Consider the following 25,412-nt stretch of genomic DNA (forward strand, 5'->3'; position numbering starts at 1 on the left):
GTCCGCGCGTCGGTCAGTGCACGCGCGGACCCACAGGGTCTACGGTACTACCCTAGCGGCGCACCAGCAGCACCAGCCCGTAGAGCGTGACCACCAGCACTCCTAGGGCCGAGAAAATGGCCACAAAGTCGCGCACGTTTTTGCCGGCCCAGTCCATCAGGAAAAACTTGTGCAGCACGGCAAACGACAACCCCTCGCGCCGGTCGCCATCGGTGACGAGCGCCGCCAGCTTGCCCGACGCGGGCTCGACATAAAGGGCAGGGTGGCCCGGCCCGTCGAAAGCCAGCTTCACCACCGGCAGGCGCTTGTTGACGAAGCCGTACTCGCCGGCAAATTTGGTTACCAGCTCGGGGCTAAGCAAGCTGGCCGTAGCCGGCGCCGGGCCGGCCGCGGGCAGACCTAGGGCCGTTTTGGTGGCCGTAGCCGCGGCCGGCTCGGGTGCCGCGCAGCAGTCGGCCATAGTGGAGTTGCTTTCGGCACTAGCCGCGGCGGCCGTTATGGGCTGGCTCAGCTTGGTGTTGAATTCCTGGGCCAACTCGCGGGCGTAGCGAAACTCGCCATCGGGCAGTAGCTCGCCGTTGCGGGTGCTGCGGTACTGCACCAGCGGCAGGCCATCGGCCTTTTTGCTTACCAGCCGGTAGTAGGGCTGGCCGCCCACCCGCGCCAGCGACAGCTGCGTGACGGGCGCGGCGCCACCTGCGCCACTCAGGGCCTGGGTGAGCGGCCACGCCAGCTCGGCGGCGCCAAACGTGGTGCGGCGGGCTACGTCATCGCGGCGGTCGGGCGTCAGCTTTTGCCACAAGTGATACGAGGCGCTGAGGGCAAACGTGAACGTGACGAACGCCACCCACAGCCCCAGCGTACGGTGCCGCCGGCGCAGCCAGCCCACCGCATCTTGGGCCGAGCGCGGCTGCCGCAGCTTGCGCCGCACGAAGCCGTAGATGACCAGGCCACTCAACGCCGACAGCCAGATGATGGTAGTGAACACCAGCATAATGCCCAGGTGCAACGGCCGGGGCAGCGCCTCCAGAAAGTCCCAGTTGTGCATCATGCCAAACACCCACAGGAAAGTAGCCCGCGCGTGGTTGTTGAAGGTGCCCATGCGGCTCTGCCCGGTTTCGACAAACACGGCCATGCCATCGGGCCGGGCCAGCGTGATTTTCCAGACTGGTAGCAGGCGGTTGATGAATTTGTAGTCGCCGGTGTAGTGGGTCAGGCGCTCGGCGCTGGCCACGGCGCTGGTCGAGTCGGCCAGCAGGTAGCGGGCCACGTCTTCGGCATAAGCCTGGTCGCCGCCGGGCAGCTCGCGGCTGGTGGCGGCCGAGAAGTAGCGCAGCTTGCCCGAGGCCGTCGTGACCTGGTAGTAGGGCTGGCGCTGGTACTGCACCACGCGCAGGTTTTGCACGGCGGGCAGGTGGTGGTCGGCGAGCACCTGCGCCACGGGCACCACGAGCGCCGTGGCGGCGAGCGGCGGCGCAGGCACCGTTTCGTGCGCGATGGGTGGGCGCAACCAGTTGGACATCAACGGGTGCGAAATACCACTGAGCGTCCACAAGATGACGGGCACCACCGTGATAATTCCGAGCAGCCGGTGCCAGCGGTACATGTGGCGGCCCACGAAGCGCCGCACCGGCGAGCCGGCCCGCGCGGGGGCGGCTACCACCGGCGGCACCGAAGAAATTTGATTACTAGACATATAGCTTGCTTGTAAAACGAAGTGGCACTTCGTTTTTTGCTGCAATTCAGGAACGGAGTGCCACTCCGTTCTACAGTCTTATTCTTTGGCTCGGCCCGCGAAGGTGTAGCCCACGCCTAGGGTGTAGGTGCGCGGCGCGGCGGCCTGGTACGTGGTGCCGTACTGGTTGCTGGTAACCGTGGTGACGTACAGCGCATTGCCGAGGTTCACCACGTTGGCCCACACGTCGAGGCCCCGCAGCATCGGCTGCGGCAGGCGGTACCCTAGGCGCAGGTTCAGCAGGTTGTAGCCGGCGTAGGTCTTGGTATTGGCCGTGTTGGTGTAGTACTGGCCAATGCGCTGGTACTCCAGCCCGAGGCGAGCGCCGGGCAAGAAGCGCGGCTTGTAAAACACCTCCGCGTTGGCAATCCAGGTGGGCGCGTTCAGCATGCGGTTGCCCGAGTAGTCGCGGTTGCGGCCCTGCACCACCTCGCTGTAGTCCACGTATGTATGGCGCGCATTGGTACCGCTGAGGCGGAAATTCACTTCCGAAACGGGCGCGTAGGTCAGCGTATATTCGACGCCGCGGTGGCGGGTGGCGCCCACGTTTTCGCTCTGGGTCGTGTTATCGGCCTGCAGGATGCTGACAATCTCGTTGCGCCCTTCCATGTCGTACACGCTAAGGTCAAGGTACACCTTGCGGTCGAGCAGCGCCACCCAGCCGCCGGTCTCGTAGTTGGTAAAATTGGCTTGCTTGAGCTCGATGAGCTGGCGCGAGCTGTACAAGCTACCCGTTTCGGGCGGCTGGAAGCCGGTGCTGAAGTTGGCGTACACGCCCTGGCTAGCCCCTAGGGCGTAGGTGAGCCCCAGCTTGGGCGCCACCAAGTTGTAGCTGTTCCGCTGAGCGGCCTTCTTCGAAGTAGCACTACCACTTAGGTTATTGCTGAAATTATACTGCACCCGGTCGTAGCGCAGGCCACCCACGATGCGCAGGTTTTCCGTGGCTTGCACCTCGTATTGGGCGAAAGCGGCCGTATTAAACAGGTCGATTTTATAATCGTCGAGCAGCCGGCCAGTGTCGGTGTAGCCGGTGTAAAAGTTATTGGCCACGTCCTTCTGAATCGTGAGGTAGCGCGCCCAGTAGGTGCTCGGGCTGTAGTCGAAATACCCGCCCACGATGAGCCGCGAATTCAGAAACCCGAGGTCGATGCGGTGCTGCGCCAGCGCCCCGTAGCTCTTAAACGACTGATTATTCACCTGGCCATTCGAACTTTGGTACACGCCATTCGCGCGCACGTCGCTGATGAAATAGCTCGGCAGCTGGCCGGTCGAGTTGGAGCGGTAGAAGGCCGTGAGGGCCGTTTGCTGGGCCGGGTTCCACTCGTGCTCTAGGCGCAGGCTACCGCGCACGGCCGTCACCACGCGGTTAGTGAAGCGGTTGTTGCTCTGGTAGCTGCGGCTATAAAAGCGGGTGCTGTCGAGCGTGCCGGGCGTTTGGGTGTTGAGGTAATTGTAGGTGCCCATGCCAATGAGCCGCGTGCGCGGGCTGAAGGCGTAGTCGGCCCGCAGCGTCCACGACTGCTTGTCAAAATCGGTATAGTCTTGCCAACTAGTACGTTGGCGGGCCGCGTAGCCACCCGCGTACAGCCCGAGCTTGCCCACCGTGCCGCTAGCGCTGGCATCGAGGCGGCGGTAGCCAAAGCCATCGCCCTGCACCGACACGCCCGCCGTGGGCACCGGCGTGGGCCGCTGCGTGAGGAAGTTAACCGCCCCGCCGATGGCATTGGAGCCGTAGAGCGACGAGGCCGGCCCCTTCACCACCTCGATGCTGCGCACGCCCGCCTGGTTGATTTCGTAGAGCGCGTTGTGGTTGAAGATGCCGATGGGCCGGATGGGCAGCCCGTCCTCTAGGTACAAATACACCGCGTTGGTGCTGATGGGCTGGCGAATAGCCATCATGTGCTGCTCGTTGCCAAGGTTCACCATGTACACGCCGGCCACCTTGTTGAGCAGCTGGTACGGGGCCGTGGCTTTAGTATCGGCAATGAGCTGCGACGCAATTTGGCTGATGGCCACCGGCGCTTCGGTGCGCTTTTCCTGCTCGCGGCTAGCCGACACCACCACGCCCTGCAGGTTTACGGGCGCCGCTTCGAGCCGCACCGTGAGGGCGTTATCTGCACTAGGCACTCTCACTTTCTGGGCGTTATAGCCCATCAAGGAGACCGTTACCTCGCGGGTGCCAGTGGGCACGGCCAGCGCAAAACGGCCGCCGGCGTCGGTGGTGGTGCCCGTGCTGGTGCCCGGCACCACTACCGTTACGCCCGGCAGCGGCTGCTGCGTTTGGGCATCGAGAATGGTACCGCGCAGTGGGGCTTGCTGCGCATAGGCGCTACCTAGGCAGCCCACGGCCAGCCCGGTAGTAATAAAAAACGACTTCATCCCTTGCGAATCAGGTGCTAAACGAACCTAGGGGCAAGGCGCGGCAGCCTAAGCCTGCGCGCGATGCGTCAGGCGGGCCGAGCCGGCCGGCAACTCCCTCCTTGCTGGTTGGTTTAGGCGCCGAGCGGCGGGCGAAAAAGAGCGCCGAGTGGCGCGGCGTAGGTGCCCGTTACCAAACGGGCGTAGCGCGGGGCTACCTGCGCGGCCACGCGGGCCGGCTGCGGCTGCCAGCTACTAAAGGCGGCGGGCAGCATTTCGAGCCGCTCCTTGAGCGGGCCGGCTGACTTACTCTCGCGCTCCTCCTGCTTTTTGAGCTGCTTAGCAAAGTAGCATTTGCCATCGCAGTGCAGCTGGGGCCGGGCTTTGTTGACGCAGAAGCGCGCCGTAATAGTGGCCTGGTTCAACGTGAAGTCCACCACCAGCAGCTCGCGGCTGAAGGTTTGCAGCAGCACCAGGGCCGAGAGCAAATAGGCGAAAATGGACTTCACAGGTTGGAAATAGCTAACCGCCGGCAAAAGTACGACTCACCGCTCCGGCCGCGCAGACCATGGCCCGCAAAAATTCGTTGGTTAGGATATGGGCAGCAGATTTGGCAGCCGCAACTTCACCGCGTTCTCAGCTGTTGCTCCTAGCTTAGCAATTGGATGTCACGAACTTTTCACCGCTGGCGCGTGTGCCCTAGGTAGCTCGGTGAGCCGCCCATTTCTGCTAATAACGCGGCGCTTTACTTTCCATTTCAACGATATGAAAACCCGTCTCTCTACCCTGCTCGGGCTGCTGGTGGTTCCGCTGGCGCTATTCAGCGGCTGCAAAAAAGACAGCGACTCGCTCGAAACCACTGGGCCAGTCAATATCACCGTTCGCAACGTGGCAGGGTCGCAGGACCTAGCGCTAAACAGCACAGTGGCTACTACGGCAGCGGGCGAGACGTTTACCGTTAGCACGTTTGAGTACTACCTGTCGAATATCAAGTTTACCAAAAGTGACGGCACCACTTATGCCGCGCCCGACACCTACTTTCTGGTCAACCAGGCCAAGCCCAGCAGCCTGAGCTTTATGGTGCCCAACGTGCCGGCCGGCGACTACACTGGCGTGAGCTTTATCGTAGGCGTGGATGCGCAAAAAACCGGCCTCACCGACCCAACTACCTTCACCGGCGACCTCAACCAGGCCAACGCCATGTACTGGACCTGGAACAGCGGCCACATTTTTATGAAGCTGGAAGGCACCATCACCTCCACCAGCCCCGCAAAGCCACTGACTTGCCACATTGGCGGCTACACCGACCCCAACAACGCCATCGTGACGGCCGCGCCCGCTTTCAACGGCGCCAAGCTCACGGTGCAAGCCAACCATACCTCGCAGCTGCACTTGGCCGCCAACGTGACGAAGATTTTTGACGGCCCGACTCCGACTGCGCTTAGCACCTTTACCGGCGTGCACATGCCCAGCACGCAGTCGGTGCAGCTCGCCCAAAACTACGCGGCCGGCATGTTCACCGTTAAGAAAATCACCACCGACTAACTCCTCGCTGCCGTGGCCACACTCAGGCGCACTTCGTGGGTAGGCCGGCGCGCCGGCTGGCTACTGCTGGCCGCCCTCGGGGCGGTGGGCAGCGCGGCCGTGGCCCATTGGCGCCAGCCCGCCGCCGCGCTGGCGTTGCCCGCCAACTTCCCGGCGCTGGTGTACGAGGTAGCTAAAAACCAACCCGACGAAGCCACCTTCGCGCTCGGTCGGCAGCTGTTTTACGACCCCCGCCTGTCGAGCGACGGCACCGTGTCGTGCGGCTCGTGCCACCAGCAGCGCCGCGCCTTCACCGACGGCCAGGCGCTGGCCCTAGGGGTGGCCGGCCGCCGCAGCGCCCGCAATACGCCCGCGCTCCAGAACCTGGGCTGGCACCGCAGCTTCATGGCCGATGGCGGCGTGCGCGGGCTGGAGCTGCAAGCGCTGGCCCCCCTCACCAGCCCCCAGGAAATGAACGAGCCGCTGGCCGACGCCCTAGCCAAGCTCAACGCCGACCCCGAATATCGCCGGCGCTTCGCCGCTATTTACGGGCCGGGCCAGATAGATACGCCGCAGTTTTTGAAGGCGCTCGCGCAGTTCACGTCGGCCCTCGTCAGCGCCGACTCGCGCTACGATAAGCACGTGCGGCACGAGCCGGGTGGCCAGTTTACGGCGCCCGAACTGCGCGGCCAATCGCTGTTTCAGCAAAAATGCAGCAACTGCCACGCCACCGACTTATTCACCGACGAGTCGTTTCGCAATAACGGCCTCGACCGCACATTTCCGCTGGACTCGGGGCGGGCGCACATCTCGCAGCAGCCCGCCGATGCGGGTCGCTTTCGGGTGCCGAGCCTGCGCAACGTGGCCCGCACCGCGCCCTACATGCACGACGGCCGCTTTGCCACGCTGCCGCAGGTGCTGGCCCACTACGCCCACGGCGTGCGCCCCTCGCGCACCCTCGACCCGCTGCTGCACCAGCCCAATGGCCGCCTAGGCCTGCCAATGACTGCTCAGGAGCAACGCGAGCTACTCGCCTTTTTGAATACGCTGACCGATAATAACTTGCTAACCAATCCGCGCTTTTCGCCGCCCGCGTCAGTCGGCCGAAACCAACCGCTGGCGGCTAGTGTTGGGCGCTGACGGTACCGTATCTTAGGTTTCCCCTTTGCCCTTATCAGTTAATATGCCGCAACATCTTACGCGTTTTCTAACGGGCTTTTTGCTGCTGCTGGGCGCGCTAAGTCTAGGTGGCTGCCACTCTGCGGAAGGCATCGACCCCGAGCCCACTGGGCCGACGGCCTACACGCTCACGGTGCCAGCCGGCTTCCCCACCCCCGTCATTCCGGCCGATAACCCGCTCACCAACGAGGGCGTGGCCCTGGGCCGCATGCTCTTCTACGAGAAGCAGTTATCGAGCACCGGCACCATGTCGTGCGGCTCGTGCCACCAGCAAAGCAAAGCCTTCACCGATGGCCTGGCCAAAGCCGTGGGCGTCGATGGCGTAGCTAACCCGCGCGGTACCATGTCGCTCGTCAACGTGCTCTGGAGTACTACGCTCACCTGGGACGGCGCTTTTTCGACCCTCGAAACGCAGGCCCTCAAGCCCCTCGAAAACCCCATCGAGCTGCACCAGCCCCTCACCGTGAGCGTGGGCAAGCTGCAAAACACGACCACCTACCCGCCGCTGTTCCTAGCCGCGTTTGGCACGCGCACCATCACGAACGATTTGGTACTCAAAGCGCTGACGCAGTTCGAGCGTACGCTGGTATCGGGCAATTCGCGCTTCGATAAGTACCTGGCCAACAACCGCCAGGGCTTCACCACCGATGAATCAGCCGGGCTGGTGCTTTACCAAACACACATCAGCCCCGGCCGGGTGCGCGGCGCCGAGTGCTTCCATTGCCACACCCAGCCGCTGATGTCGTCGAACTACGAAGGCAAGTTCTTCAACAACGGCCTCGACCTGACTTTCAGCGACCTAGGGCGGGGCGGCGTCACGGGCTTGGCCGTGGACAATGGCAAGTTTATCGCGCCCACGTTACGCAACATCACCCTCACGGCGCCCTACATGCACGACGGCCGTTTTAAGACGCTGGAGGAAGTGCTCGACCATTACTCCGACCACGTGCAAATGGCCAGCCCCGGCCTCGACAACAACCTCATCGAAGGCCGCAACAACCCGCCCTTCGGCACCCACATGGACCTCACCACCACCGAAAAGCGGCAGGTCCTGGCCTTTTTGAAAACGCTCACTGACTCGACCTTCATCACCGACAAGCGGTTCTCAAACCCGTTTTAGACTGAGCTGGGGCCGAATAATCCCCTATTTTCGGACCTAGGGCTAAGCGCTCGCTGTGCATTACTGCACCTTATAGCCCTTCAGTAGGCTATCGAGCAAATGCAGGAGCAGCACCATGTTCACGGTATAGAGCAGCATCGTGACCTCACCCTGCCAGCGCAGCTGCCGCCATGCCAGGTACAGCAGCAGGTATACAGTCAGCAAGCCGAAGTACCACAGCGCCTGCGGAGTCGTGAAATTGTCGAATTGCAGGGTGTAGGCCCCAAACACCTGCCAAAACAGCAGCGTGGCGCCCGCCAGCGCTGCGTAGCGCCGCCACGGCCAGGCCGGCTGGGTAGCCAGGTAGCCCAGCAGCACCACCACAAAGGGCGTCGTGAGCAGGTACCGGCCGGCATTCCAGATACTACCACCCTGGAAAAGCAGCAGGAACAAACCCGCGCTCGCGCAGTAACCTAGGGAAAAGAGTACTTCTAGCGGCAGCGGCGGGGGACTGGGCCGGCCGCGCCAGCGGCCTATCTCCTGCCACAATCGCCACCCGCACAGCACCGCCGCCGCCACGCCAACCCACACGCCCAGGCCGTCAATCCAGACCATGTCGATGCCCGAGGGGTCGGACAGCGGCAGCGTGGGCAACCGGAAAAACTGCCCCCACGCGTGCTTTACTTTCACGAAGCCCCAGGGCTCGCCCGTTTGCTGCCATTGCATGAGGGCCACCACGCCCACCGAGAGCGCCAGCACCAGCACCGCCAGCGCGCCCCAGCGCAGCGCCGGCCGCCGCTGCCCCGGCTGCCCCGCCCAAAGCAGCACCATCAACCCCAACGCGGGCATAAACAGCGTGCTGGCCGAGCGCGTGAGCCCGCAGCCGAGCAGCCCCACGAGCCACCAGCCCAAGCGGCGCTGCCGCAGCCCAACCAGCAGTAGCGCCCCAAAAGCGAAAAACAGCGCCTCCGAATAAGGCACCACCATAAAGAGCAGCACCGGGGTCGAAAGCAGCAGCAGTTGCAAGCGCGCCGGCAAAGCCAGCTGCCGCGCCAGCCAGGTAGCGGACCCTAGGAAAACCACGGCGTTGACTAGGCTGATGCCGAGCAGCCCCAACCCTGAATAGCGCCACAGGTAGGGAAACAGCGGAAAAAAAGCCACGTTGCTAATGCCCTCCGGCGCATACGAATAGCCGCTCTGCTTTATCTGCTCGTACCAGATAACGTCCCAGTTACGCAGGGTGGCCCCGCTCGGCAGGTACTGGATAATGCCAAAGCAATACAGGGCCGACGTGATACCGGCCAGCAGCAGCAGGTGCAGGGCCAGCACTTGCAGGCTGGCGTAGCGCGCCGCGGGCGGCCCTAAGCTACCCGCCACTGGTGCGGGGCTGTGCTGTTTACCGCTCACCAGTCAATTGTATATCGTCCAGCCACAGATTTTCGCCGTTGGTTTCGGGGTGCCAGAGGTACATTTTCAGCTCGTCGGAAGCTTCCATATCGGCCGGCAGTTGGATGTATTTCTGCACCCGCTCCCATTTTTGATAGCGCCGCACGGTTTGCTCTATTTCCAGCCCGGTCCAGATATTGGGCCGGCGGCCGTGACAGTCAATTTCCACGATGATATTGGTAGAGCGAATGCGGCCACTGGGCAAGTACACCCAGGCGCGTAGGCGCAACCGACGCGGCACAAACCCGCATTTGCTGAGCGCCGTCAGGTGGGGCGGCCCATACAGCATGCCGTCGGCCAAATGCTCCGCGTACCGGCCCGAATGCACGTGCTCGGTGCTTAGCACGGCGGGCAGCGGCGTTACCCAGCCTTCAAACTGCTCAAAATCTGACTCAACCAGCACGCACTCGCTGGAGCGGTCGGCCCGCTGGCAACCGGCCAGCAATATTCCCCAGCCGGCCAGCACCGCCCCTAGGTAGGCGCGTTTCTTCATAAGCTACCCGGTAGCGCGTGAGTAAGGAGCTTACTCACGCGCCATCGGCTAATCGACATTATCGTGCAAAAAGCGGTTGTCGCCCAGCAGCTCGTTGTCATCCGATAGATTAAACCGCGAGATGTTCTGGGTGTTGCTCGGGGCCAGGGGCTCCAGCTTTTGGCCGCGGCGCAAGTAGGCAGGCGTGTCGAGGTGGGCCGTAGCCTCCGGCGACAGCGCCTGGTTGGAAGACTGCATCAGCCGGTTGCGCCGCTCAATGGCCTGGGCTTCAAGGGCGGCAGCCCTAGGGCGCGGTGGCTGCGGCGCGGGCTGGGTGTTGCCCGTCACTAGCACCGGCTCGCCAGGCGCCGTAAAGGGCGCACCGGTTAGCGGGGCGTGGGTTGAGGGCGCCGCCGGGCCGTTCAGGTCGAACGTAATGCGGGCCGGCTCCGGCGCCACCGTGGCCGTGAAGCTAGGCACTACCGGGGCCGCGGGGGCCGGGGCAGGCGCACTAGCGCGCTCCTTTTCCGCGGCTACCGGCTGCGGCTCGGGGGCCGCTACGGGCTCGGGCGCTGCCACGCCAGGGCGTCCGCTAGCGTTGGCATTAATAGTGTGTGCTTCGCGGGCAAAGCCCGTGGCAATGACGGTCACGCGAATGCTCTGGCCCAGCGTCTCGTCGATACCGTGGCCAAAAATCATTTCGGCGTCTTCACCGGCCTTACCCTGGATGTACTCGGTGATTTCCGAGAGCTCATCCATTTCCAGCTCGGCTTGGTCGCCCGACATGATGCTGAGCAAAATCCGCTGCGCGCCCCGAATATCGGTGTTGTTGAGCAGCGGCGAGTTCAGCGCCTCTTCGGCCGCCCGGCGAGCGCGGTTTTCGCCTTCCGTGATGGAGCTGCCCATAACGGCCGCGCCCGAGTCCTTCATCACCGTTTTCACGTCTTCGAAGTCCACGTTCACGTCGCTGGTCACCGTGATGATTTCGGCAATCGACTTGGCCGCCGTCGTCAACACTGTGTCGGCCTTGGCGAAAGCCTGGCCCATGGTCAGGTTGCCGTAGAGTTGGCGCAGCTTGTCGTTGAGAATCACGAGCACCGTGTCGCAGTTCTCGCTCAGCTCCTTGATGCCTTGCTCAGCTTGGTCGCGCTTCTTCTTGCCCTCGAACAGGAACGGCGCCGTCACGATACCCACCGTCAGGATATTCAGCTCCTGCGCCACCTGCGCAATAACCGGGGCAGCCCCAGTACCGGTGCCGCCGCCCATGCCCGCCGTGATAAACAGCATCTTGGTGCCATTGCTCAGCAGCTCCCGGATTTGCTCGCGCGACTCCAAGGCGGCTTGGCGGCCGCGCTCGGGCTTAGCGCCCGCGCCGAGGCCTTCGGTCAGGTCTACCCCAATCTGCAGCTTGTTCGGCACCGTGGAGCTTTCCAAGGCCTGCCGGTCGGTGTTACAAATTATAAACTCCACGTCCTTGATGCCTTGCTTATGCATGTGCTTCACGGCGTTGGAGCCTCCACCTCCTACCCCAATTACCTTAATAATCGAGCGGCTCTGGGAAGGAATATCGAAAGTAAAATTCATAGATTCAATGAGTGAGTGAGTGAGTGAGTGAATGCGTGATTGAGCAGGAAGCTAGGCCCTTTGCTCATTCACGCACTCACGCATCCGCTCATTGATTAATATTGTTTATCGTCAAAATCATCAATTAAAATACCCTTCAATTTGCGGGTAATGTCGCCTAGGTAGGAGCCAAACTTACTAGGGCCCTTAGGCTCCTTTGGTGGCTCCAGGGCCTTGGGGGCGGGCACCGGGGCCGGGGCCGGAGTTGCCATGAAGCTAGGCACCACGGGCGCCGCGGCGGGCGCCACGGGAGGCGCCGCCTGGTAGCTGTAGCTGCTCTGGGTTTCCTCCTCCGCGTAGCCGGGGCGGGCGACATTGCGCTCGTCCTGAGCCTGGTAGCCGGCCAACACGAGGCCCACGCCAGTGGCGTGCATCGGCGACTTTACCGTCTCGATTTTGCTCTTGCCTAGGTGCTGGTTGGGGTAGCCAATGCGCGTGTCGAGGCCGGTGAGGTATTCGGTCAGCTGCTCCAGGTTCTGAAGCTGCGAGCCGCCGCCCGTCAGCACCACGCCCGCCGATAGGTGTTCGTGCAGGCCCATGCGGTAGATTTCCGCATACACTAGCTCGATAATCTCCGACATACGGGCCTCGATGATGTAGGCCAGGTTCTTGAGCGATACCTCCTTGGGCGGCCGGTTGGGCAGCCCCGGAATGCTCACGATTTCGTAATCGGAAGCTTCTTCGGCAATGGCTTTGCCAAACTTCACCTTGAGCTGCTCGGCCTGGTTGGGCGTCACGTTGCAGCCCTGCTTGATGTCCTGGGTAATGATGTTACCCCCGAACGGCAGCACCGCCGCGTGGCGAATAATGCCATCCTTAAACACGGCTAGGTCGGTAGTACCGCCGCCAATGTCAATGAGGGCCACACCCGCTTCCTTCTCCTCATCGCTCAGCACCGATACGCTCGAGGCCAGCGGCTCCAGAATCAGGTTCTCAATGGCCAGGCCAGCCTTGGTTACGCACTTGTTGATGTTGTTGATGGCCGCGCTTTGCGCCGTGATGATATGGAAGTTGCCTTCCAGCCGCACGCCCGCCATGCCCACCGGGTCGGTCACGCCACCTTCAAAATCAACTTTGTAGTCCTGCGGCATCACGTGAATAATCTGCGAGCCGGGGGGCGTCACGAGCCGGTACATGTCGGCCGTGAGGCGGTTCACGTCGTCCTGCGTAATCTCGTTGTCGCCGCTAGGGCGCGTAATGGAGCCGTTGTGTTGCAGCGACTTGATGTGCTGCCCCGCAATGCCCACGTTTACTACGCCGATATCAATGCCCGACTGCTCCTCGGCCTGCCGAATGGCGCGCTTGATGGCCTCCACCGTCTTGTCGATGTTGAGCACGATGCCGCGCTGCACCCCGTCGGATACGGCCGTGCCCATGCCCATAATTTCGAGCTTGCCGTACTCGTTTTTCCGTCCCACCAAGGCGCAGATTTTAGTGGTGCCAATGTCGAGACCGACGACGATTTTATCTTGTTGCATGGGGACAGGGCAAGCGTGAAAGAGCGGAGGCTAAGCTAGTTAGCTGAATTATCAAAATTTATAAATCTCGTTATCAACCATTTGTCATTCACAAATGATTTGATTTTGGTATTCCACGTTGACGCGGTGGTAAGTATCCCACCCTAAAACGGAAGGAATTTGTCGGTAAAATACCATCAATTTGGCGAATTTTTCTGAAATATTTTCGGGCGGACCGAACTCGATGCGTTGGTCGCCGACCTGCTGCGTAAAGCTCAACTTCCCCCCGGGTTCCACAAAAACTTCGGCCACCTGCGCGTGCCAGAAGGGATGCTCGTCTACGTAGCGCAGGAAATCGAGATACCCCCGTGACGTACTATCCTGAAAAAAGGTTGTGGGCAACCCACCGCCGCCCGCCCGGCTCACGGTAGCCACGCGGGCCGTGTAGAGCGGCGATAAGGGCAGGCGCTTACCCGCCGCATCCACGTAACTATCGAGGCGGTCGTCGGCGTGCACCAGCCGCGCAATGGGGTGGTTTTGGTGAATGTCAGCGTGCAGATTACCAGCCAGGTCGCGGTATACCTGGGCCTCGCGCACGAAGGGGTGCGCCTTTAGGCGACCTTCCAGCACCCGCAGGCGCGGGCCTTCGGGCACGGTGCCCAGCACGGGCTCTTTGCCGCCGTTGGTGAGCAGTGCCGTAACGCCCCGCTCGCTGATAAAATAATTATTCGACTCGTTGGCAATATTGACCACAATATCGCTCACCGGCCGGTGGGCCTGCCGGTACGCCGCAAACGCGGCGGCCCCGGCCAAGCCCAGCAGGCAGGCAAACGCGACGAGTAAATTGCGAACGTTCTTTTCCATGTAAGCTAGGTACGCACCTAGGTGCTGATTTTGGCGGCTGCCGTGGCGCAAGCGCCTAGATTAGTTAATGCGCGGCTAGCGCGTCAGGATGGCTTTTAATTCGGGCACCAGCGTGTCAATATCGCCAGCACCCACGGTAGCGAGCACGTCAAAATCGGCTTGCTGGGCGGCATTGGCTAGCACTTCGGCTTTGGTTTGAATGGATTTTTTAGGCGCCGTAATTTTTTCCAACAGCATTTCCGATGTCACGCCCGGCAGCGGTAATTCGCGGGCTGGGTAAATGGCTAGCAGCACTACTTCATCAGCCAAACTCAGACTTTCGGAGAAGCCCTCGGCAAAATCGCGGGTGCGGGTAAATAAATGTGGTTGAAAGATAACCCGCAGTTTCTTAGCCGGATACAACGCGCGCAACGAGCGCAGAAATGCCTCGATTTCGCGCGGGTGGTGAGCGTAGTCATCCACGTACACTTTGTCAGGCCCGGTCACGATAAACTCGAATCGCCGCTTCACGCCGCGGTAGGCTGCCACGGCCGCGCGCAGCGTATTTTCACCCACGCCGTAGACCTGCGCCACGGCCGCGGCGGCTAGCATATTTTCCACGTTGTGGAAGCCCGGCACGGCGAGCTGCAACCCCGCCACCACGCCCTGTGGGCCGTGCAAGTCAAAGTTAAACTGATGCCCCTCAGGCGTGATGTCAGCGGCAAATAAATCGAGGCCTTGCGCCGCGCTCAGGCCGTAGCGCAGCACGTGCGTACCGGCCGGTGCGGCGGCCGCCACGCGCGCATCAGCGGTGTGGTTGAGCAGCAGCGTACCACCCGGTTTTAATTGCGCCGCAAATTGACAAAACGATTCTACTAGGGCCTCCTTAGTGCCGTAGATATCGAGGTGGTCGGCGTCGGTGCTGGTCACGATGGCCACGTCGGGGTGCAGCGTCAGGAAGCTGCGGTCGTACTCATCGGCCTCCACTACCACGGGCGCATCGGCGCTTTTGGGCAGCAATAAATTACTCCCTAGGTTCACCGCAATGCCGCCCAGAAAGGCGCCCGTGTCCACGCCCGCGTGGTGCAGCAAATGCGCCACCATACTGCTGGTGGTGGTTTTGCCGTGCGTGCCGGCCACCGCAATGGTAGGCTTGCCCTGCGTGAGCACGCCCAACACCTGGCTGCGCTTGCGGATGTCGTAGCCCTGCGCACGCAGCCACGCCCACTCGCGGCTGTCGGCCGGAATGGCGGGCGTGAGCACCACCAGCGTCTGCATTTTATTGGCCTTTACTTCGGCCGGAATAGCAGCGACCTCGTCGGTGTAATGCACGGCAATTCCTTCGGCTTGCAGCGCTAGCGTCAGGGGCGTTTCGGTTTTGTCGTAGCCGCTCACGCTGTGGCCGTTGGCTTTAAACCAGCGTGCCAGCGCCGACATGCCGATGCCCCCGATACCTAGGAAAAAGATGTAAGGAAATTGCTGCATTTTGGTAAGCTTGGGGAAGTTTTCCCGCAGGATTGCGCGGGGTTTTCCGCAGAGTTTCGCAGAGTTATTTTTTTAGCAGGCTGAATAATTCATCCACAATGGCCGTAGTAGCATCCGGACGCGCCAACTTGCGTACGCGCTCGCTCAACTGCTGCTGGCGCTCGGGGTCGGCGAGCAGGCGCAGGGTTTCGTCGTAGAGGCGGGTGGCGGCGTGCTCATCGGTGATGAGCACGGCCGCGCCTTTGCTCACCAGAGCCAGCGCATTTTTCGTCTGGTGGTCTTCGGCCACGTTGGGCGAAGGCACCAGTATTGCGGCCTTGCCCGTGAGGCAAAGCTCTGAAACTGAAAGTGCGCCGGCCCGGCTAATTACTATATCCGCCGCGGCGTAGGCCAGGTCCATGCGCTGAATAAATTCCAGTGCTTGCAGGTTGTCGGCGGCGTAGGGCGCGGCCTGCTCCTTAGCTTCAGGATAATAGAGCTTACCAGTTTGCCAAAGCAACTGCACGCCGGCTTCGCGCAAGCGACCTAGGGCGGCGGCGGTGGCCAGGTTGAGGGTGCGGGCGCCGAGGCTGCCACCCACCACAAGCAGCGTTTTTTTGGTAGTGTCGAGGCCAAAAAACCGCTGCGCGTCGGCGCGGTTGCCGCGGGCAATTTCGGTGCGCACCGGGTTGCCAGTCAGCACGAGTTTATCGACCGGAAAAAACTTTTCCATGTCGTCGTAAGCCACGCAGATTTTATTGACGCGACGCGCCAATAATTTATTGACTAGCCCCGCGTAGGAATTCTGCTCCTGAATCAGACTCGGAATACCACGCGACGTAGCAGCCAGCAGCACCGGCGCCGAGGCGTAGCCGCCCACGCCCACTACCGCATCGGGCCGAAACTGCTCGACCAATTTGCCCGCCTTGCGCACCGACCGAAATACCCGCACCGGAAACATCAAGTTTTGCGGCGTGAGGCGGCGCTGCAAACCGCTGATATCCAACCCTACTATCTCATAGCCCGCCTCCGGCACGCGCGTCATTTCCATCCGGCCGTTGGCCCCCACGAAAAGGATTTCGGCGGCAGGTTCGCGCCGGCGTATTTCGTTGGCAATCGCCACGGCCGGAAAAATATGCCCGCCCGTACCGCCTCCGGAGATAATAAATTTCATGGTGTTGGGCTGCTGGCTATTAACTATTAAAACAATCTCGTTGCGAAAAAGCCAACAGCTAGCAGCTGTTAACTAACAACCTACTACGCCTAGGTAGCACGCTGACTAGGAATACGCGCCGCGCCGGGGTCTTCGCCGGTCATGGGCCGAATAGCGCGCTCGCCACGGCTTACCGCCAGAATGATTCCGATGCTCAAACCAGTAAAAATAAGCGAGGTACCACCCATGCTAAGGAGCGGTAGCGGCAGGCCTGTCACAGGCCCTAGGCCCACGGCTACGCCCATATTTACCATGGCCTGCAAGACCAGACTAAAGCATAATCCCGCCGACAAAAGCCCGCCAAAAGCCCCCTGGCTATTCATCACGGTTTTTAACCCGCGATATAAAAAAGCCAGGTAGAGGAACAGCACGACCAGCCCGCCTAGCATGCCATATTCTTCAATGATAATGGCGTAGATAAAGTCAGAATACGGGTGCGGCATGATGTTGCGCTCAGTGCTTTTACCAGGACCCTTGCCGCTGATGCCGCCCGTAGCAATGGCGATGTAGGAATGCTCGAGCTGAAATGGCGGTTTTTTCTTGGCATCCGTGAAGTTGGAAACGCGGGAAATTACCGTGCCCAGGCGCTGCCCAGCCGCCAGGCCAGCGCCCCCCAACACAGCCCCAATCAGTACCATTACGACCATTTGCTTGAGCGGCACGCGGCCGATAAACATAAGCAGCAAACAGGTCAGAAAAAGCAGTAACGCCGTCGATGCGTTGGACAGCACGATGAGGCCGCAGATGACGCCCACCCACAGCATCACCGGAAACAGCGTGCTCCAGAAATCGTGTAGGTGCTGCTGGCGCCGACTGAGCATGCTCGCCAAGTGCGTAATGAGCGCTAGCTTGGCCAAGTCGGAAGGCTGAAACGTTTGATTAATTACCGGAATCGTGAGCCAGCGCGAGGCATCATTGAGCGTAGTGCCACCCGCGAAATAGGTGTACAACAGCAGCGGCACCGACAGCAGCAGCGCGTACAGCGACAGCCGCGAATAGTGGCGGTAGTCGATGCGGTGCGCCAGCCACATCAGCCCCAGGCCCATAAAAATCAAGCCCGTGTGCTTTAACGCAATACCCTCCACCGAACCGCCCCGGCCGTGCAGCTCCTGCCGGTAGGCTAGCGTGCCCGTGGCCGAGTACACCACCGCGATGCTGATGAGTGAAAACAAAATAACGATGGCCCACAAAATGGGGTCCCCTTTCAGATTTCGCTGAAGCCAGGTAAGCCGGGTTGCTTGCATAAATCGCAGATTTAGCGGATTTAACGGATTTCGCAGATACGCCCGCCTGCGGCGGGCTGACTGGCTTTTTCTTCGTTGTCAGGGGAGGGCGTTTACTGCGGCGGCGAATTGTTGGCCGCGGTCTTCGTAGTTTTTGAACAGGTCGAAGCTGGCGCAACAGGGCGAGAGCAGCACCACATCGCCGGGGGCGGCGAGGGCCGCCGCGCGCTGCACGGCGTCGGTCATGCGCTGGGTTTCTTCGAGGTGCGGCACGTGGTCGGCGAAGGCGGTGCGCAGCTTGGCATTGTCTACGCCTAGGCACACTAGGGCTTTTACTTTCTGCTGCGCCAGGGGCTGCAGCGACGCGTAATCGTTGCCTTTGTCGGTGCCGCCGGCTATCCAAACAATGGGGCGCTTCACCCCATCGAGCGCGTACCAAGCGGCTTCGACGTTGGTTGCCTTGCTGTCGTTGATGTACGCTATACCGTTTATTTCTCGCACCAGTTGCAAGCGATGGTCGGCGTTATGGAAGGTACCTAGGGCTTGCTCAATCTGCGCGATACCAACGCCGGCTACGCGGGCGGCGAGCACCGCGGCGGCCATGTTTTGCACATTGTGGCGGCCAATAAGCACTGATTTAGTCAGGCTTACTTTTTCTTTCTTCGTGCTGTCGGGCGTCAGTTGAATCTCTAGAAACTGCTCATCAACTGTCTTACCTGCGGCATCTATGTGTCCAGCAAAATAATAAGATTTAACGCCCGTACCTGCTATCGGCGGCTCTATCGAAAATGGCAGCGCTTGGAATGGAAAATGACGCTCTTCTTTCTGCCCTACCAGCAGGCGCCACAAGTTATTTTGTATTTGCGCATCATCGGCATTGTAGATGAAATAGCCATCGCTAGCCAGGTTTTTTGCGATGCGAAACTTAGAGGCGGCGTACTCGTCGAGCGAGTAATTATAGCGGTCTAGGTGGTCGGGGGTGATATTGAGAACTACCGCTATCCAAGGCTGAAAACCATACGTATCGTCGAGTTGGAAGCTGCTCAGCTCCAGCACGTAGTACTCAAATTTATTCTCAATTACTTGCTCGGCTAGCGAGTAGCCGATATTACCCGCCAAACCCACATTATAGCCCGCCTCTTTTAGCAGGTGGTAAGTGAGCAGCGTGGTTGTGGTTTTGCCATTGGTGCCGGTAATGGCGATGCAGCGCGCCTGCGTGTAGCGGCTGGCGAACTCTATCTCCGAAATAATGGGAATATTCTGCTCGCGCAGCGCTTTAATTACCGGCGCTTTCTCCGGAATGCCGGGGCTTTTAATTACCTCATCGGCTTGCAGAATGCGGTCGAGCGTGTGCTGATTTTCTTCGAATGCTATACCGGCCTGCGCCAGCTTTTCCTTATAAACGGGCTGGATAGCGCCGCGGTCGGACACGAATACGGCGTACCCTTTGGCCTGGGCCAGCAGCGCTGCGCCCACCCCGCTTTCAGCAGCACCTAGAATAATAATATTTTTCTGACCCTCCGCCATGCTAATAGCTTTTTAGTACCTTATTAACGCAATTTCAACGTCACCAACGTGATAACGGCCAGCATAATACCAATAATCCAGAAGCGCGACACAATCTTGGATTCGTGGTAGCCGAGCTTTTGGTAATGGTGGTGCAGCGGCGACATGCGCAGTAGGCGGCGGCCCTCGCCATACTTGCGCTTGGTGTATTTAAACCAGCTCACCTGCACTACTACCGACAGGTTTTCGATAATAAACACGCCGCACAAAACTGGAATAAGCAACTCCTTGCGCACGGCCAGTGCCAGCACCGTAATAATACCCCCTAGGGCCAGCGAGCCGGTATCGCCCATAAATACCTGCGCCGGATACGAGTTGTACCACAAGAAGCCAATGCAAGCTCCGACGAATGCCGTGCAAAAAATAACCAATTCGCCCGAATCCGGGATGAACATAACATCCAGATAATCAGCCAGAAAAGCATTACCGCTCACGAAGGCAAAAATAGCCAGCGTAACCCCGATAATAGCCGACGTACCAGCCGCTAGCCCGTCGAGGCCATCCGTGAGGTTGGCGCCGTTGCTGATGGCGGTTACCAGAAATACGACGATGGGAATGTAAAACAGGCCATACAATCCTTTGAAAGCCGTGCCGGCCTGCGCAAATAAATCGCCGTAGTTCAGCTCGTTGTTTTTCATGAACGGCACCGTCGTAATGGCCAGGTGCACGTCCTTGAATATTTTGGTCGCATCCACCGCCGAGTATTGTCCGTTGGGCAGCAAATACTCGCGAACCGTAATCTCGTTACTGTAGAACAGTACCCAGCCCACCGTAATACCTAGGCCAACCTGCCCCAGTATTTTAAAGCGCCCGCTTAGCCCCTCTTTATTCTTGCGAAATATCTTGATGTAGTCGTCTAGAAACCCAATCAGCCCGAGCCAAACGGTGCTGAGCAGCATCAGGATAATGTAGATATTACGCAGGCGCGCAAACAGCAGCACGGGCACCAGAATAGCCAGCAAGATGATGAGGCCGCCCATCGTGGGGGTACCTTTTTTCTCGCTCTGGCCTTGCAAGCCCAGGTCCCGAATGGTTTCGCCCAGCTGCTTGCGTTGCAGCACGGCGATAAGCTTGCCCCCGAATATCTGGGCAATGAGCAGCGACGTAACTACCGCCAGCGCGGCGCGAAAAGTCGTGTACTGAAACACGCCGATGCCGGGAATGTGGTAATGCTCGTGGAGGTAGCGAAAGAGGTAGTAAAGCATTTTGTTGAATTAAAAATTAAAAATGATGAATTAGAAATTGGGACTGCATCGGCTTTGTAGCAATGCGTTCTCCATTTCTTGTTTCAGCAATTTTTAATTCATCATTTTTAATTTTTAATTGAAGAAAGCGCGGCTCGCAATTCCTCCCGGTCGTCAAAAGGTAATTTCACGCCCTTTATTTCCTGGTAGGTTTCGTGGCCCTTGCCGGCTACTAGCACTAGGTCGCCGGGGCGGGCCAGGGCCACGGCGGCCCGAATGGCCTGGCGGCGGTCGGGCACCAGCTGCACGTGGGCATCAGCGGGCGGCGTGAGGCCGGCTTGCATCTGCCGCAGGATTTCCAGCGGGTCTTCGTCGCGCGGGTTATCAGCGGTGAGGATAGCCTGGTCGGAGAGTTGGGCGGCGAGTCGCGCCATGATGGGGCGCTTGGCCGCGTCGCGGTTGCCGCCGCAGCCCACCACCGTAATAATGCGCTGCTCGGGCCGGCGCGTTTGGTGCAGCGTTTGGAGCACGTTTTCGAGGGCGTCGGGCGTGTGGGCGTAGTCCACGAGGCCAATAATGGGGTTGCCGGGTACGGCTACGGGCTCGAAGCGGCCCGGCGCCGTGGTGAGGCCCGAGAGGATGGTGAGCGCTTCGGTGGGGTCTTCGCCCAGCAGCACGGCGGCGCCGTACACCGCTAGCAGATTGTAGGCGTTGAAAATTCCGATGAGGCGAAACTGCACTTCGCGGCCCTCAATCTCGAGGTGCAGGCCGTGCATTTCATTATCGACTAGCCGGGCGCGGTAGGTAGCGGCCGTGCGCAGCGAGTAAGTAGCGCGGTGGGCGGCCGTGTTTTGCAGCATCACCGGGCCGCGCTTGTCGTCGGCATTGGTGAGAGCAAAAGCCGTTTTGGGCAGCGCGTCGAAGAAAGCTTTTTTGGCCTTCAGATAATTATCGAACGTGCCGTGGTAGTCGAGGTGGTCGTGGGTGAGATTGGTAAATACGCCCCCCACAAAGCGTAATCCATCGATGCGGTGCTGGGCCACGGCGTGGCTACTCACTTCCATGCAGGCGTGAGTGCAGCCGGCGGCCACCATGCGCGCCAGCAGCTCGTTGAGCCGAATGGCGTCGGGCGTGGTGTGCGTGCTCGGCACCACCGTTTCGTCAATCTGATTCTGCACCGTGCTCAGCAGGCCGCAGTGGTAGCCCAGCTCGCGCAGGAGCTTGTGCAGCAGCGTCGCGCAGGTAGTCTTGCCATTGGTACCCGTGACGCCCACTAGCTGCAGCTGCCGCGAGGGGTGGCCGTAGAACGCGCTGGCAATGGGACCTAGGGCGGCCGCGCTGTCGGCCACCTGCACGTAGGTAGTGGCGGGGTTTAGGTCGGTGGGCAGCTCTTCGCAGACCACCACGGCGGCACCCAGGCCCACGGCTTTGCCAATGAACTGGTGCCCATCGGTGGCGGTACCGCGCAGGGCGCAGAACAGCAGGCCCGGCCCCGCCTGGCGCGAGTCGAGGGTGAGGCCGCTGACGGGCACGTCGGGCGGGCCGTGCTGCGCCAGCACGGCTACCTCGGTGAGCAGGGAAAAGAGCGGAAGGTTCATTTAGGCAGATTTGGGAGCGCGGCCGGCTTTGACTACGGCAGGCGGAGTAGCTGCGGGCCGCTGCGCGGTGCGGATGTCGGCCGGAGTGGCTCGCTTGGGCGAAGCCGGCTTCTTCTTATCCGCTTTGGGCGCGGTTGCTTTTGCGGGCTTCGAATTTGTGGGGTTGTCTTTTGCGGAGGTCGATTCTGGCTTCGAGCTAGGTTTTGCCTTCGCGGACTTTTCGGTAGACCTAGGCGCTTTCGCTGGTGCCGCTTTGGTGCTACGCGCCGGGCGGCTGGCCGCCTCGTGCTCGGCGGGCACCAGCAACGTGTTCTCGGCAATCTCCGTGTGGGTCGGCTCGGGCAGGGCCATGGGGGCGGCGGCTAGCGCGGCCGTGGGCGCCAAGGCCAGGCTCACTACCGCACCCCGTTTTACTACTTCGCCGGATGCTATTGACTGCTCACGCACGCGACCGGTGCCGCTGGTACGCACCTTCAAGCCCCGGTTTTCGAGTAAGAACAGGGCATCGCGCAGCGTGAGGCCGTGGGCGTCGGGCATGCGGCCGGCGCGGGTTACGGTGGGGTTGGGCGTCACTTCTACGGTGCGCGTCACTACGGCCGTGTCGGCGGCGCGAGTGGCCCGCACCCATTCTTCGCCACCAGTAGCCCGGGTTTGGGCTGGCAAGCCCATGCGCTGGCAAACCAGCGCTATTTCATCCTGCACCCCGGCGCGCACCAGCGGCGCGGGCGAGCGGTGGGCGGGCACCCGCGCCAGCATGGGGCGCTGGCTGGCCTGGTCGCGCGCCATACAGCGGTCGGCAATATCCCGGAATACCGGGGCGGCCACCTCGGCCCCCGACCAGCCGCCCTTGCTCGGCGAGTCTATTACCACAATGCAGCTGTACTTGGGCTTATCAGCCGGAAAAAACCCGCAGAAGCTGGTCGAATACGTCTTGGTATAATGGCCGTTCTTGAATTTCCAGGCCGTGCCCGTTTTGCCCGCAATGCTGTAGTCGGTGGGCCGGATTTTGCGGGCCGTGCCTTCCAGCACCACGCCTTCCATCATGGCGTGCAGCTTGCGCAGGGTTTCGTCGGAGCAGATTTTCTGATTCAGCACCGGGGCTTCGAATTGCTCCAGTACTTGGTCGGCCTGCTTGATTTCCTTCACAATGATGGGCTGCACTTTTACACCGCCGTTGGCCACGGCATTGTAGAAAGCCAGCGTTTGCAGAGGCGCGATTTTCAGCTCGTAGCCGATGCACATCGTCGTGAGCGAGGTGCGGCTCCAAGTCCGGTCCTTGGGGTCTTTAATGTAGGGCAGGGCCTCGCCCGCCATCTGGAACCCTAGGGGCTTGGGCAGCCCAAAGCGTTTCAGGTAGTCGGTGTAAGCCGAAGGGTTGCCGCTGAAATACTGGTTTATCAGCTTAGCCACGCCAATGTTCGACGACTTTTCAAACACCTGCTGCACCGTCAGTTTGCCGTAGCCGTGGGTGTCCGTTTTCACGGCCCCGCCGATGAGCATCCGCCCGTTGCCGGTGTCCACAATGTCATCGAGCTGAATCTCGGGGTGCGCCTCCAGCAGGGCCATCATCGAGGCCAGCTTAAACGTGGAGCCTGGCTCGGTGCGGCCCTGGTCGGCAAAGGCGTAGTTGTAATCCTCCTTATACGTGCCGTCTGAAGCCTTCCCTAGGTTGGCCACCGCCTTGATTTCGCCGGTGCGCACCTCCATCAGAATGGCGCAGCCGTACTGCGCATCGTTGGACACCAAGGCTTTGTAGAGCGCATCCTCGGCGCCATCCTGCAAGTTGATGTCGAGCGTCGTCTTGATGTCGTAGCCCGGCTGGGGCTTGATTTCGGTACCGTCATACACGGGCTTCATGCCGCCCGGTACGCGCTCGTAGAGCGCCTCGCCAGACTTGCCCGCCAGCTTCGTCTGAAAGGTAAATTCCAGCCCGGCGCCATTGTGGTCTTCATTCACGAAGCCCACGGTGCGCTGCGCCAGCCCGCCAAAGGGCCGAAAGCGTTTGTCTACCTTCTCGAAAATAACCCCGCCCCGGCGCTTGGCTCGGAAGATGGGCCAGCTCGCCAGCTCCTTCTTTTCCTGAAAATTTATCTGCCGCGAATTCAGGCGCAGGTAGCGCACGGCGGGGTCCTTGGCGTTGTATGCCGTTATCAGCCGGCGCTTATACTCCTCCTTACTGCGGTCGCCAAAGAAGTGCGCCAGGTGCCAGGCCAGCGAGTCGACGCCCTTGCGGAAGGCATCATTTTCGACCACGCCGGGGTCCCAGGCCACCCGGAAGAAGGGCAGCGAGGTCGCCATGATACTCTTGCCATCGCTGGCAAAAATATTGCCCCGCGTGGCTGGCACCGACTGGTAGCTGATGCGGCGCTCCTGCTCCAGGGCCCGCCACTTGGCGCCCTCCTGATACTGGATGTGCGAGATTTTCCAGGCGATAGCGCTCGAGAAAATGGCCACGCCCAGAAATGCCAGCCGCACCCGCGTGACGATGGATTTCTTAACGCTGCCTTTCATGGGTCACAGTCTTTTTAGCGTCCTTGGTTGATACTGCCTTTGATTTACCTAAACGAGCGGGAGCAGCTGTTTTATTTTGTACCGACTTGGACTTTTTAGAACTCTTCTCGGAACTTCTGGCCGGCATACGGCGGGCTCGCTCAACCGGCTCTCGGGGTCCAATGGCCTCACCACTAGTATCTTCCTCCAAGCCCGGCGGCGGTGGACCAGCTTCGAGCACGTCGTCGGCGCCCGCCGCTTCGGCAGCCTGCTGGCGGCGCGCGCGCCCTAGGAGCGAGTCGGCGCGCTGCGTGGCGGCCGAGTCGCGGGCGGCGCGGGCAGCTAGGGTATCGGCCGTGAGTACGGGCATAGTTTCCAGCTGAGCCTCATCAAGATGGCCAGGCGGCACCACGATGCGGAAGGGCGGCGACGAGCTTTCCACGAGCCCAATAGCCGCCACTTTGCGCGCTACCTCGCTCTGCTTGCTGGCCTCCATGTAGTCCGACGACAGCGTGGTATAATCGGCGCGCAGGTCTTCGGTTTCCATCTTGAGGCGCTGGATGTTGCGGTTCATGCGGTTGCCGTAGTGCGTGTTGCCGATATAAATAAGCGTGAGCAGCATGATAAACAGCACCTTGGGCAAGTACTGCACGGGCAGTCCTTCCTCGAAAAAGCTATCGAGCCCCGTGAAGCGGTCGAGCAGCGAGAACAGGCTCCAGGTCGAGCCTGGCCGCGCCGGCACTTCGGGCGCGGGCTTGCGGCGGGGCGCGGGCTTTTCGACCACCGATTCGGGCGCCTCCGTGACCGGACCCGGCAGGGGCTCGGCGGCTACGGGCCCAGGCGCCAGCACCGGCTCAGGGGCGGGCAGCGGGGCGGCGGGGCGCGCTACATTGGTGCGGGGCGGCCCGGCAGTGGGGCGAAGCGTGTTGGCAGCCATG

The 25,412-nt window shown here is 61.0% G+C and carries 19 protein-coding genes; 3 read left to right on the forward strand and 16 right to left on the reverse strand.

What is annotated here, in order from left to right; genetic code table 11:
- Positions 1-52: 52 nt before the first annotated feature.
- From ACFSDX_RS12535 to ACFSDX_RS12545, 3 genes are all read right to left on the reverse strand, one after another.
- On the reverse strand, positions 53-1,696 hold the full coding sequence (locus tag ACFSDX_RS12535; RefSeq protein WP_382313930.1) for a PepSY domain-containing protein: 1,644 nt from the start codon (positions 1,694-1,696) through the stop codon (positions 53-55).
- Positions 1,697-1,774: 78 nt separating this feature from the next.
- Positions 1,775-4,114 carry a TonB-dependent receptor domain-containing protein gene (locus ACFSDX_RS12540; RefSeq protein ID WP_382313932.1) on the reverse strand — a complete coding sequence of 780 codons (2,340 nt, stop codon included), beginning with the start codon at positions 4,112-4,114 and terminating at the stop codon, positions 1,775-1,777.
- Positions 4,115-4,227: 113 nt separating this feature from the next.
- On the reverse strand, positions 4,228-4,602 hold the full coding sequence (locus ACFSDX_RS12545) for a hypothetical protein (protein ID WP_382313935.1): 375 nt from the start codon (positions 4,600-4,602) through the stop codon (positions 4,228-4,230).
- Positions 4,603-4,858: 256 nt separating this feature from the next.
- Here ACFSDX_RS12545 and ACFSDX_RS12550 point away from each other — a divergent pair, with 256 nt between their 5' ends.
- From ACFSDX_RS12550 to ACFSDX_RS12560, 3 genes are read left to right on the forward strand one after another with little or no spacing between them, the layout of a single operon-like run.
- Positions 4,859-5,638, forward strand: coding sequence for an MbnP family protein (locus tag ACFSDX_RS12550; protein WP_382313937.1), 780 nt, complete (start codon positions 4,859-4,861; stop codon positions 5,636-5,638).
- A 12-nt stretch (positions 5,639-5,650) separates the two neighbouring features.
- Positions 5,651-6,757, forward strand: coding sequence for a cytochrome-c peroxidase (locus ACFSDX_RS12555; protein ID WP_382313939.1), 1,107 nt, complete (start codon positions 5,651-5,653; stop codon positions 6,755-6,757).
- 43 nt (positions 6,758-6,800) lie between these two features.
- The gene (locus tag ACFSDX_RS12560) at positions 6,801-7,916 is read left to right on the forward strand and encodes a cytochrome-c peroxidase (RefSeq protein ID WP_382313941.1); all 1,116 of its coding nucleotides are present in this window, start codon (positions 6,801-6,803) and stop codon (positions 7,914-7,916) included.
- 60 nt (positions 7,917-7,976) lie between these two features.
- On the opposite strand, the gene ACFSDX_RS12565 is transcribed toward ACFSDX_RS12560, so the two are convergent.
- From ACFSDX_RS12565 to ACFSDX_RS12625, 13 genes are all read right to left on the reverse strand, one after another.
- Positions 7,977-9,302: a hypothetical protein gene (locus tag ACFSDX_RS12565; RefSeq protein WP_382313944.1), complete on the reverse strand. Its 1,326-nt coding sequence runs from the start codon at positions 9,300-9,302 to the stop codon at positions 7,977-7,979.
- A complete protein-coding gene (locus ACFSDX_RS12570; RefSeq protein ID WP_382313946.1) occupies positions 9,292-9,834 on the reverse strand; it encodes a hypothetical protein in 543 nt (180 codons plus the stop codon). Before ACFSDX_RS12570 ends, ACFSDX_RS12565 begins: the two co-directional genes overlap by 11 nt.
- A 48-nt stretch (positions 9,835-9,882) precedes the next feature.
- The gene (ftsZ, locus tag ACFSDX_RS12575; protein WP_382313948.1) at positions 9,883-11,397 is read right to left on the reverse strand and encodes a cell division protein FtsZ; all 1,515 of its coding nucleotides are present in this window, start codon (positions 11,395-11,397) and stop codon (positions 9,883-9,885) included.
- Positions 11,398-11,492: 95 nt separating this feature from the next.
- A complete protein-coding gene (gene ftsA / locus ACFSDX_RS12580) occupies positions 11,493-12,914 on the reverse strand; it encodes a cell division protein FtsA (protein ID WP_382313949.1) in 1,422 nt (473 codons plus the stop codon).
- Positions 12,915-12,998: 84 nt separating this feature from the next.
- Complete coding sequence (locus ACFSDX_RS12585) at positions 12,999-13,757, reverse strand: cell division protein FtsQ/DivIB (RefSeq protein WP_382313951.1); 759 nt, start codon at positions 13,755-13,757, stop codon at positions 12,999-13,001.
- A gap of 75 nt (positions 13,758-13,832) precedes the next feature.
- Positions 13,833-15,221 (reverse strand): UDP-N-acetylmuramate--L-alanine ligase, encoded by a 1,389-nt coding sequence (gene murC, locus ACFSDX_RS12590; RefSeq protein WP_382313954.1) that lies wholly within the window; start codon positions 15,219-15,221, stop codon positions 13,833-13,835.
- Positions 15,222-15,285: 64 nt separating this feature from the next.
- On the reverse strand, positions 15,286-16,374 hold the full coding sequence (gene murG / locus ACFSDX_RS12595; RefSeq protein WP_382313956.1) for an undecaprenyldiphospho-muramoylpentapeptide beta-N-acetylglucosaminyltransferase: 1,089 nt from the start codon (positions 16,372-16,374) through the stop codon (positions 15,286-15,288).
- A gap of 89 nt (positions 16,375-16,463) precedes the next feature.
- The gene (locus ACFSDX_RS12600) at positions 16,464-17,657 is read right to left on the reverse strand and encodes an FtsW/RodA/SpoVE family cell cycle protein (RefSeq protein ID WP_382313958.1); all 1,194 of its coding nucleotides are present in this window, start codon (positions 17,655-17,657) and stop codon (positions 16,464-16,466) included.
- Between the two features lie 78 nt (positions 17,658-17,735).
- Positions 17,736-19,163, reverse strand: a complete 1,428-nt coding sequence (murD, locus tag ACFSDX_RS12605; protein WP_382313960.1) for a UDP-N-acetylmuramoyl-L-alanine--D-glutamate ligase — start codon at positions 19,161-19,163, stop codon at positions 17,736-17,738.
- 23 nt (positions 19,164-19,186) lie between these two features.
- Entirely contained in the window at positions 19,187-20,407 is a 1,221-nt protein-coding gene (mraY, locus tag ACFSDX_RS12610; RefSeq protein WP_382313962.1) for a phospho-N-acetylmuramoyl-pentapeptide-transferase, read from the reverse strand.
- A gap of 107 nt (positions 20,408-20,514) precedes the next feature.
- Complete coding sequence (locus ACFSDX_RS12615) at positions 20,515-21,984, reverse strand: UDP-N-acetylmuramoyl-L-alanyl-D-glutamate--2,6-diaminopimelate ligase (protein WP_382313965.1); 1,470 nt, start codon at positions 21,982-21,984, stop codon at positions 20,515-20,517.
- Positions 21,985-24,495, reverse strand: a complete 2,511-nt coding sequence (locus ACFSDX_RS12620) for a penicillin-binding transpeptidase domain-containing protein (protein WP_382313967.1) — start codon at positions 24,493-24,495, stop codon at positions 21,985-21,987. It lies immediately after the preceding gene.
- Positions 24,479-25,411, reverse strand: a complete 933-nt coding sequence (locus ACFSDX_RS12625) for an FtsL-like putative cell division protein (protein ID WP_382313969.1) — start codon at positions 25,409-25,411, stop codon at positions 24,479-24,481. The genes ACFSDX_RS12620 and ACFSDX_RS12625 overlap by 17 nt, the downstream gene beginning before the upstream one ends.
- Position 25,412: the final 1 nt, after the last annotated feature.

Source organism: Hymenobacter bucti, assembly GCF_042681145.1.
GTDB classification, from domain to species: Bacteria; Bacteroidota; Bacteroidia; order Cytophagales; family Hymenobacteraceae; genus Hymenobacter; species Hymenobacter bucti.

Coding starts and splice junctions, on each gene's coding strand:
- ACFSDX_RS12570 (WP_382313946.1), bottom strand. CDS start 9,834: ATGAAGAAACGCGCCTACCTAGGGGCGGTGCTGGCCGGCTGGGGAATA.
- ACFSDX_RS12585 (WP_382313951.1), bottom strand. CDS start 13,757: ATGGAAAAGAACGTTCGCAATTTACTCGTCGCGTTTGCCTGCCTGCTG.
- ACFSDX_RS12550 (WP_382313937.1), top strand. CDS start 4,859: ATGAAAACCCGTCTCTCTACCCTGCTCGGGCTGCTGGTGGTTCCGCTG.
- murD (WP_382313960.1), bottom strand. CDS start 19,163: ATGGCGGAGGGTCAGAAAAATATTATTATTCTAGGTGCTGCTGAAAGC.
- ACFSDX_RS12560 (WP_382313941.1), top strand. CDS start 6,801: ATGCCGCAACATCTTACGCGTTTTCTAACGGGCTTTTTGCTGCTGCTG.
- ftsA (WP_382313949.1), bottom strand. CDS start 12,914: ATGCAACAAGATAAAATCGTCGTCGGTCTCGACATTGGCACCACTAAA.
- ACFSDX_RS12535 (WP_382313930.1), bottom strand. CDS start 1,696: ATGTCTAGTAATCAAATTTCTTCGGTGCCGCCGGTGGTAGCCGCCCCC.
- ACFSDX_RS12615 (WP_382313965.1), bottom strand. CDS start 21,984: ATGAACCTTCCGCTCTTTTCCCTGCTCACCGAGGTAGCCGTGCTGGCG.
- ACFSDX_RS12620 (WP_382313967.1), bottom strand. CDS start 24,495: ATGAAAGGCAGCGTTAAGAAATCCATCGTCACGCGGGTGCGGCTGGCA.
- ftsZ (WP_382313948.1), bottom strand. CDS start 11,397: ATGAATTTTACTTTCGATATTCCTTCCCAGAGCCGCTCGATTATTAAG.
- murG (WP_382313956.1), bottom strand. CDS start 16,374: ATGAAATTTATTATCTCCGGAGGCGGTACGGGCGGGCATATTTTTCCG.
- murC (WP_382313954.1), bottom strand. CDS start 15,221: ATGCAGCAATTTCCTTACATCTTTTTCCTAGGTATCGGGGGCATCGGC.
- ACFSDX_RS12625 (WP_382313969.1), bottom strand. CDS start 25,411: ATGGCTGCCAACACGCTTCGCCCCACTGCCGGGCCGCCCCGCACCAAT.
- ACFSDX_RS12600 (WP_382313958.1), bottom strand. CDS start 17,657: ATGCAAGCAACCCGGCTTACCTGGCTTCAGCGAAATCTGAAAGGGGAC.
- mraY (WP_382313962.1), bottom strand. CDS start 20,407: ATGCTTTACTACCTCTTTCGCTACCTCCACGAGCATTACCACATTCCC.
- ACFSDX_RS12540 (WP_382313932.1), bottom strand. CDS start 4,114: ATGAAGTCGTTTTTTATTACTACCGGGCTGGCCGTGGGCTGCCTAGGT.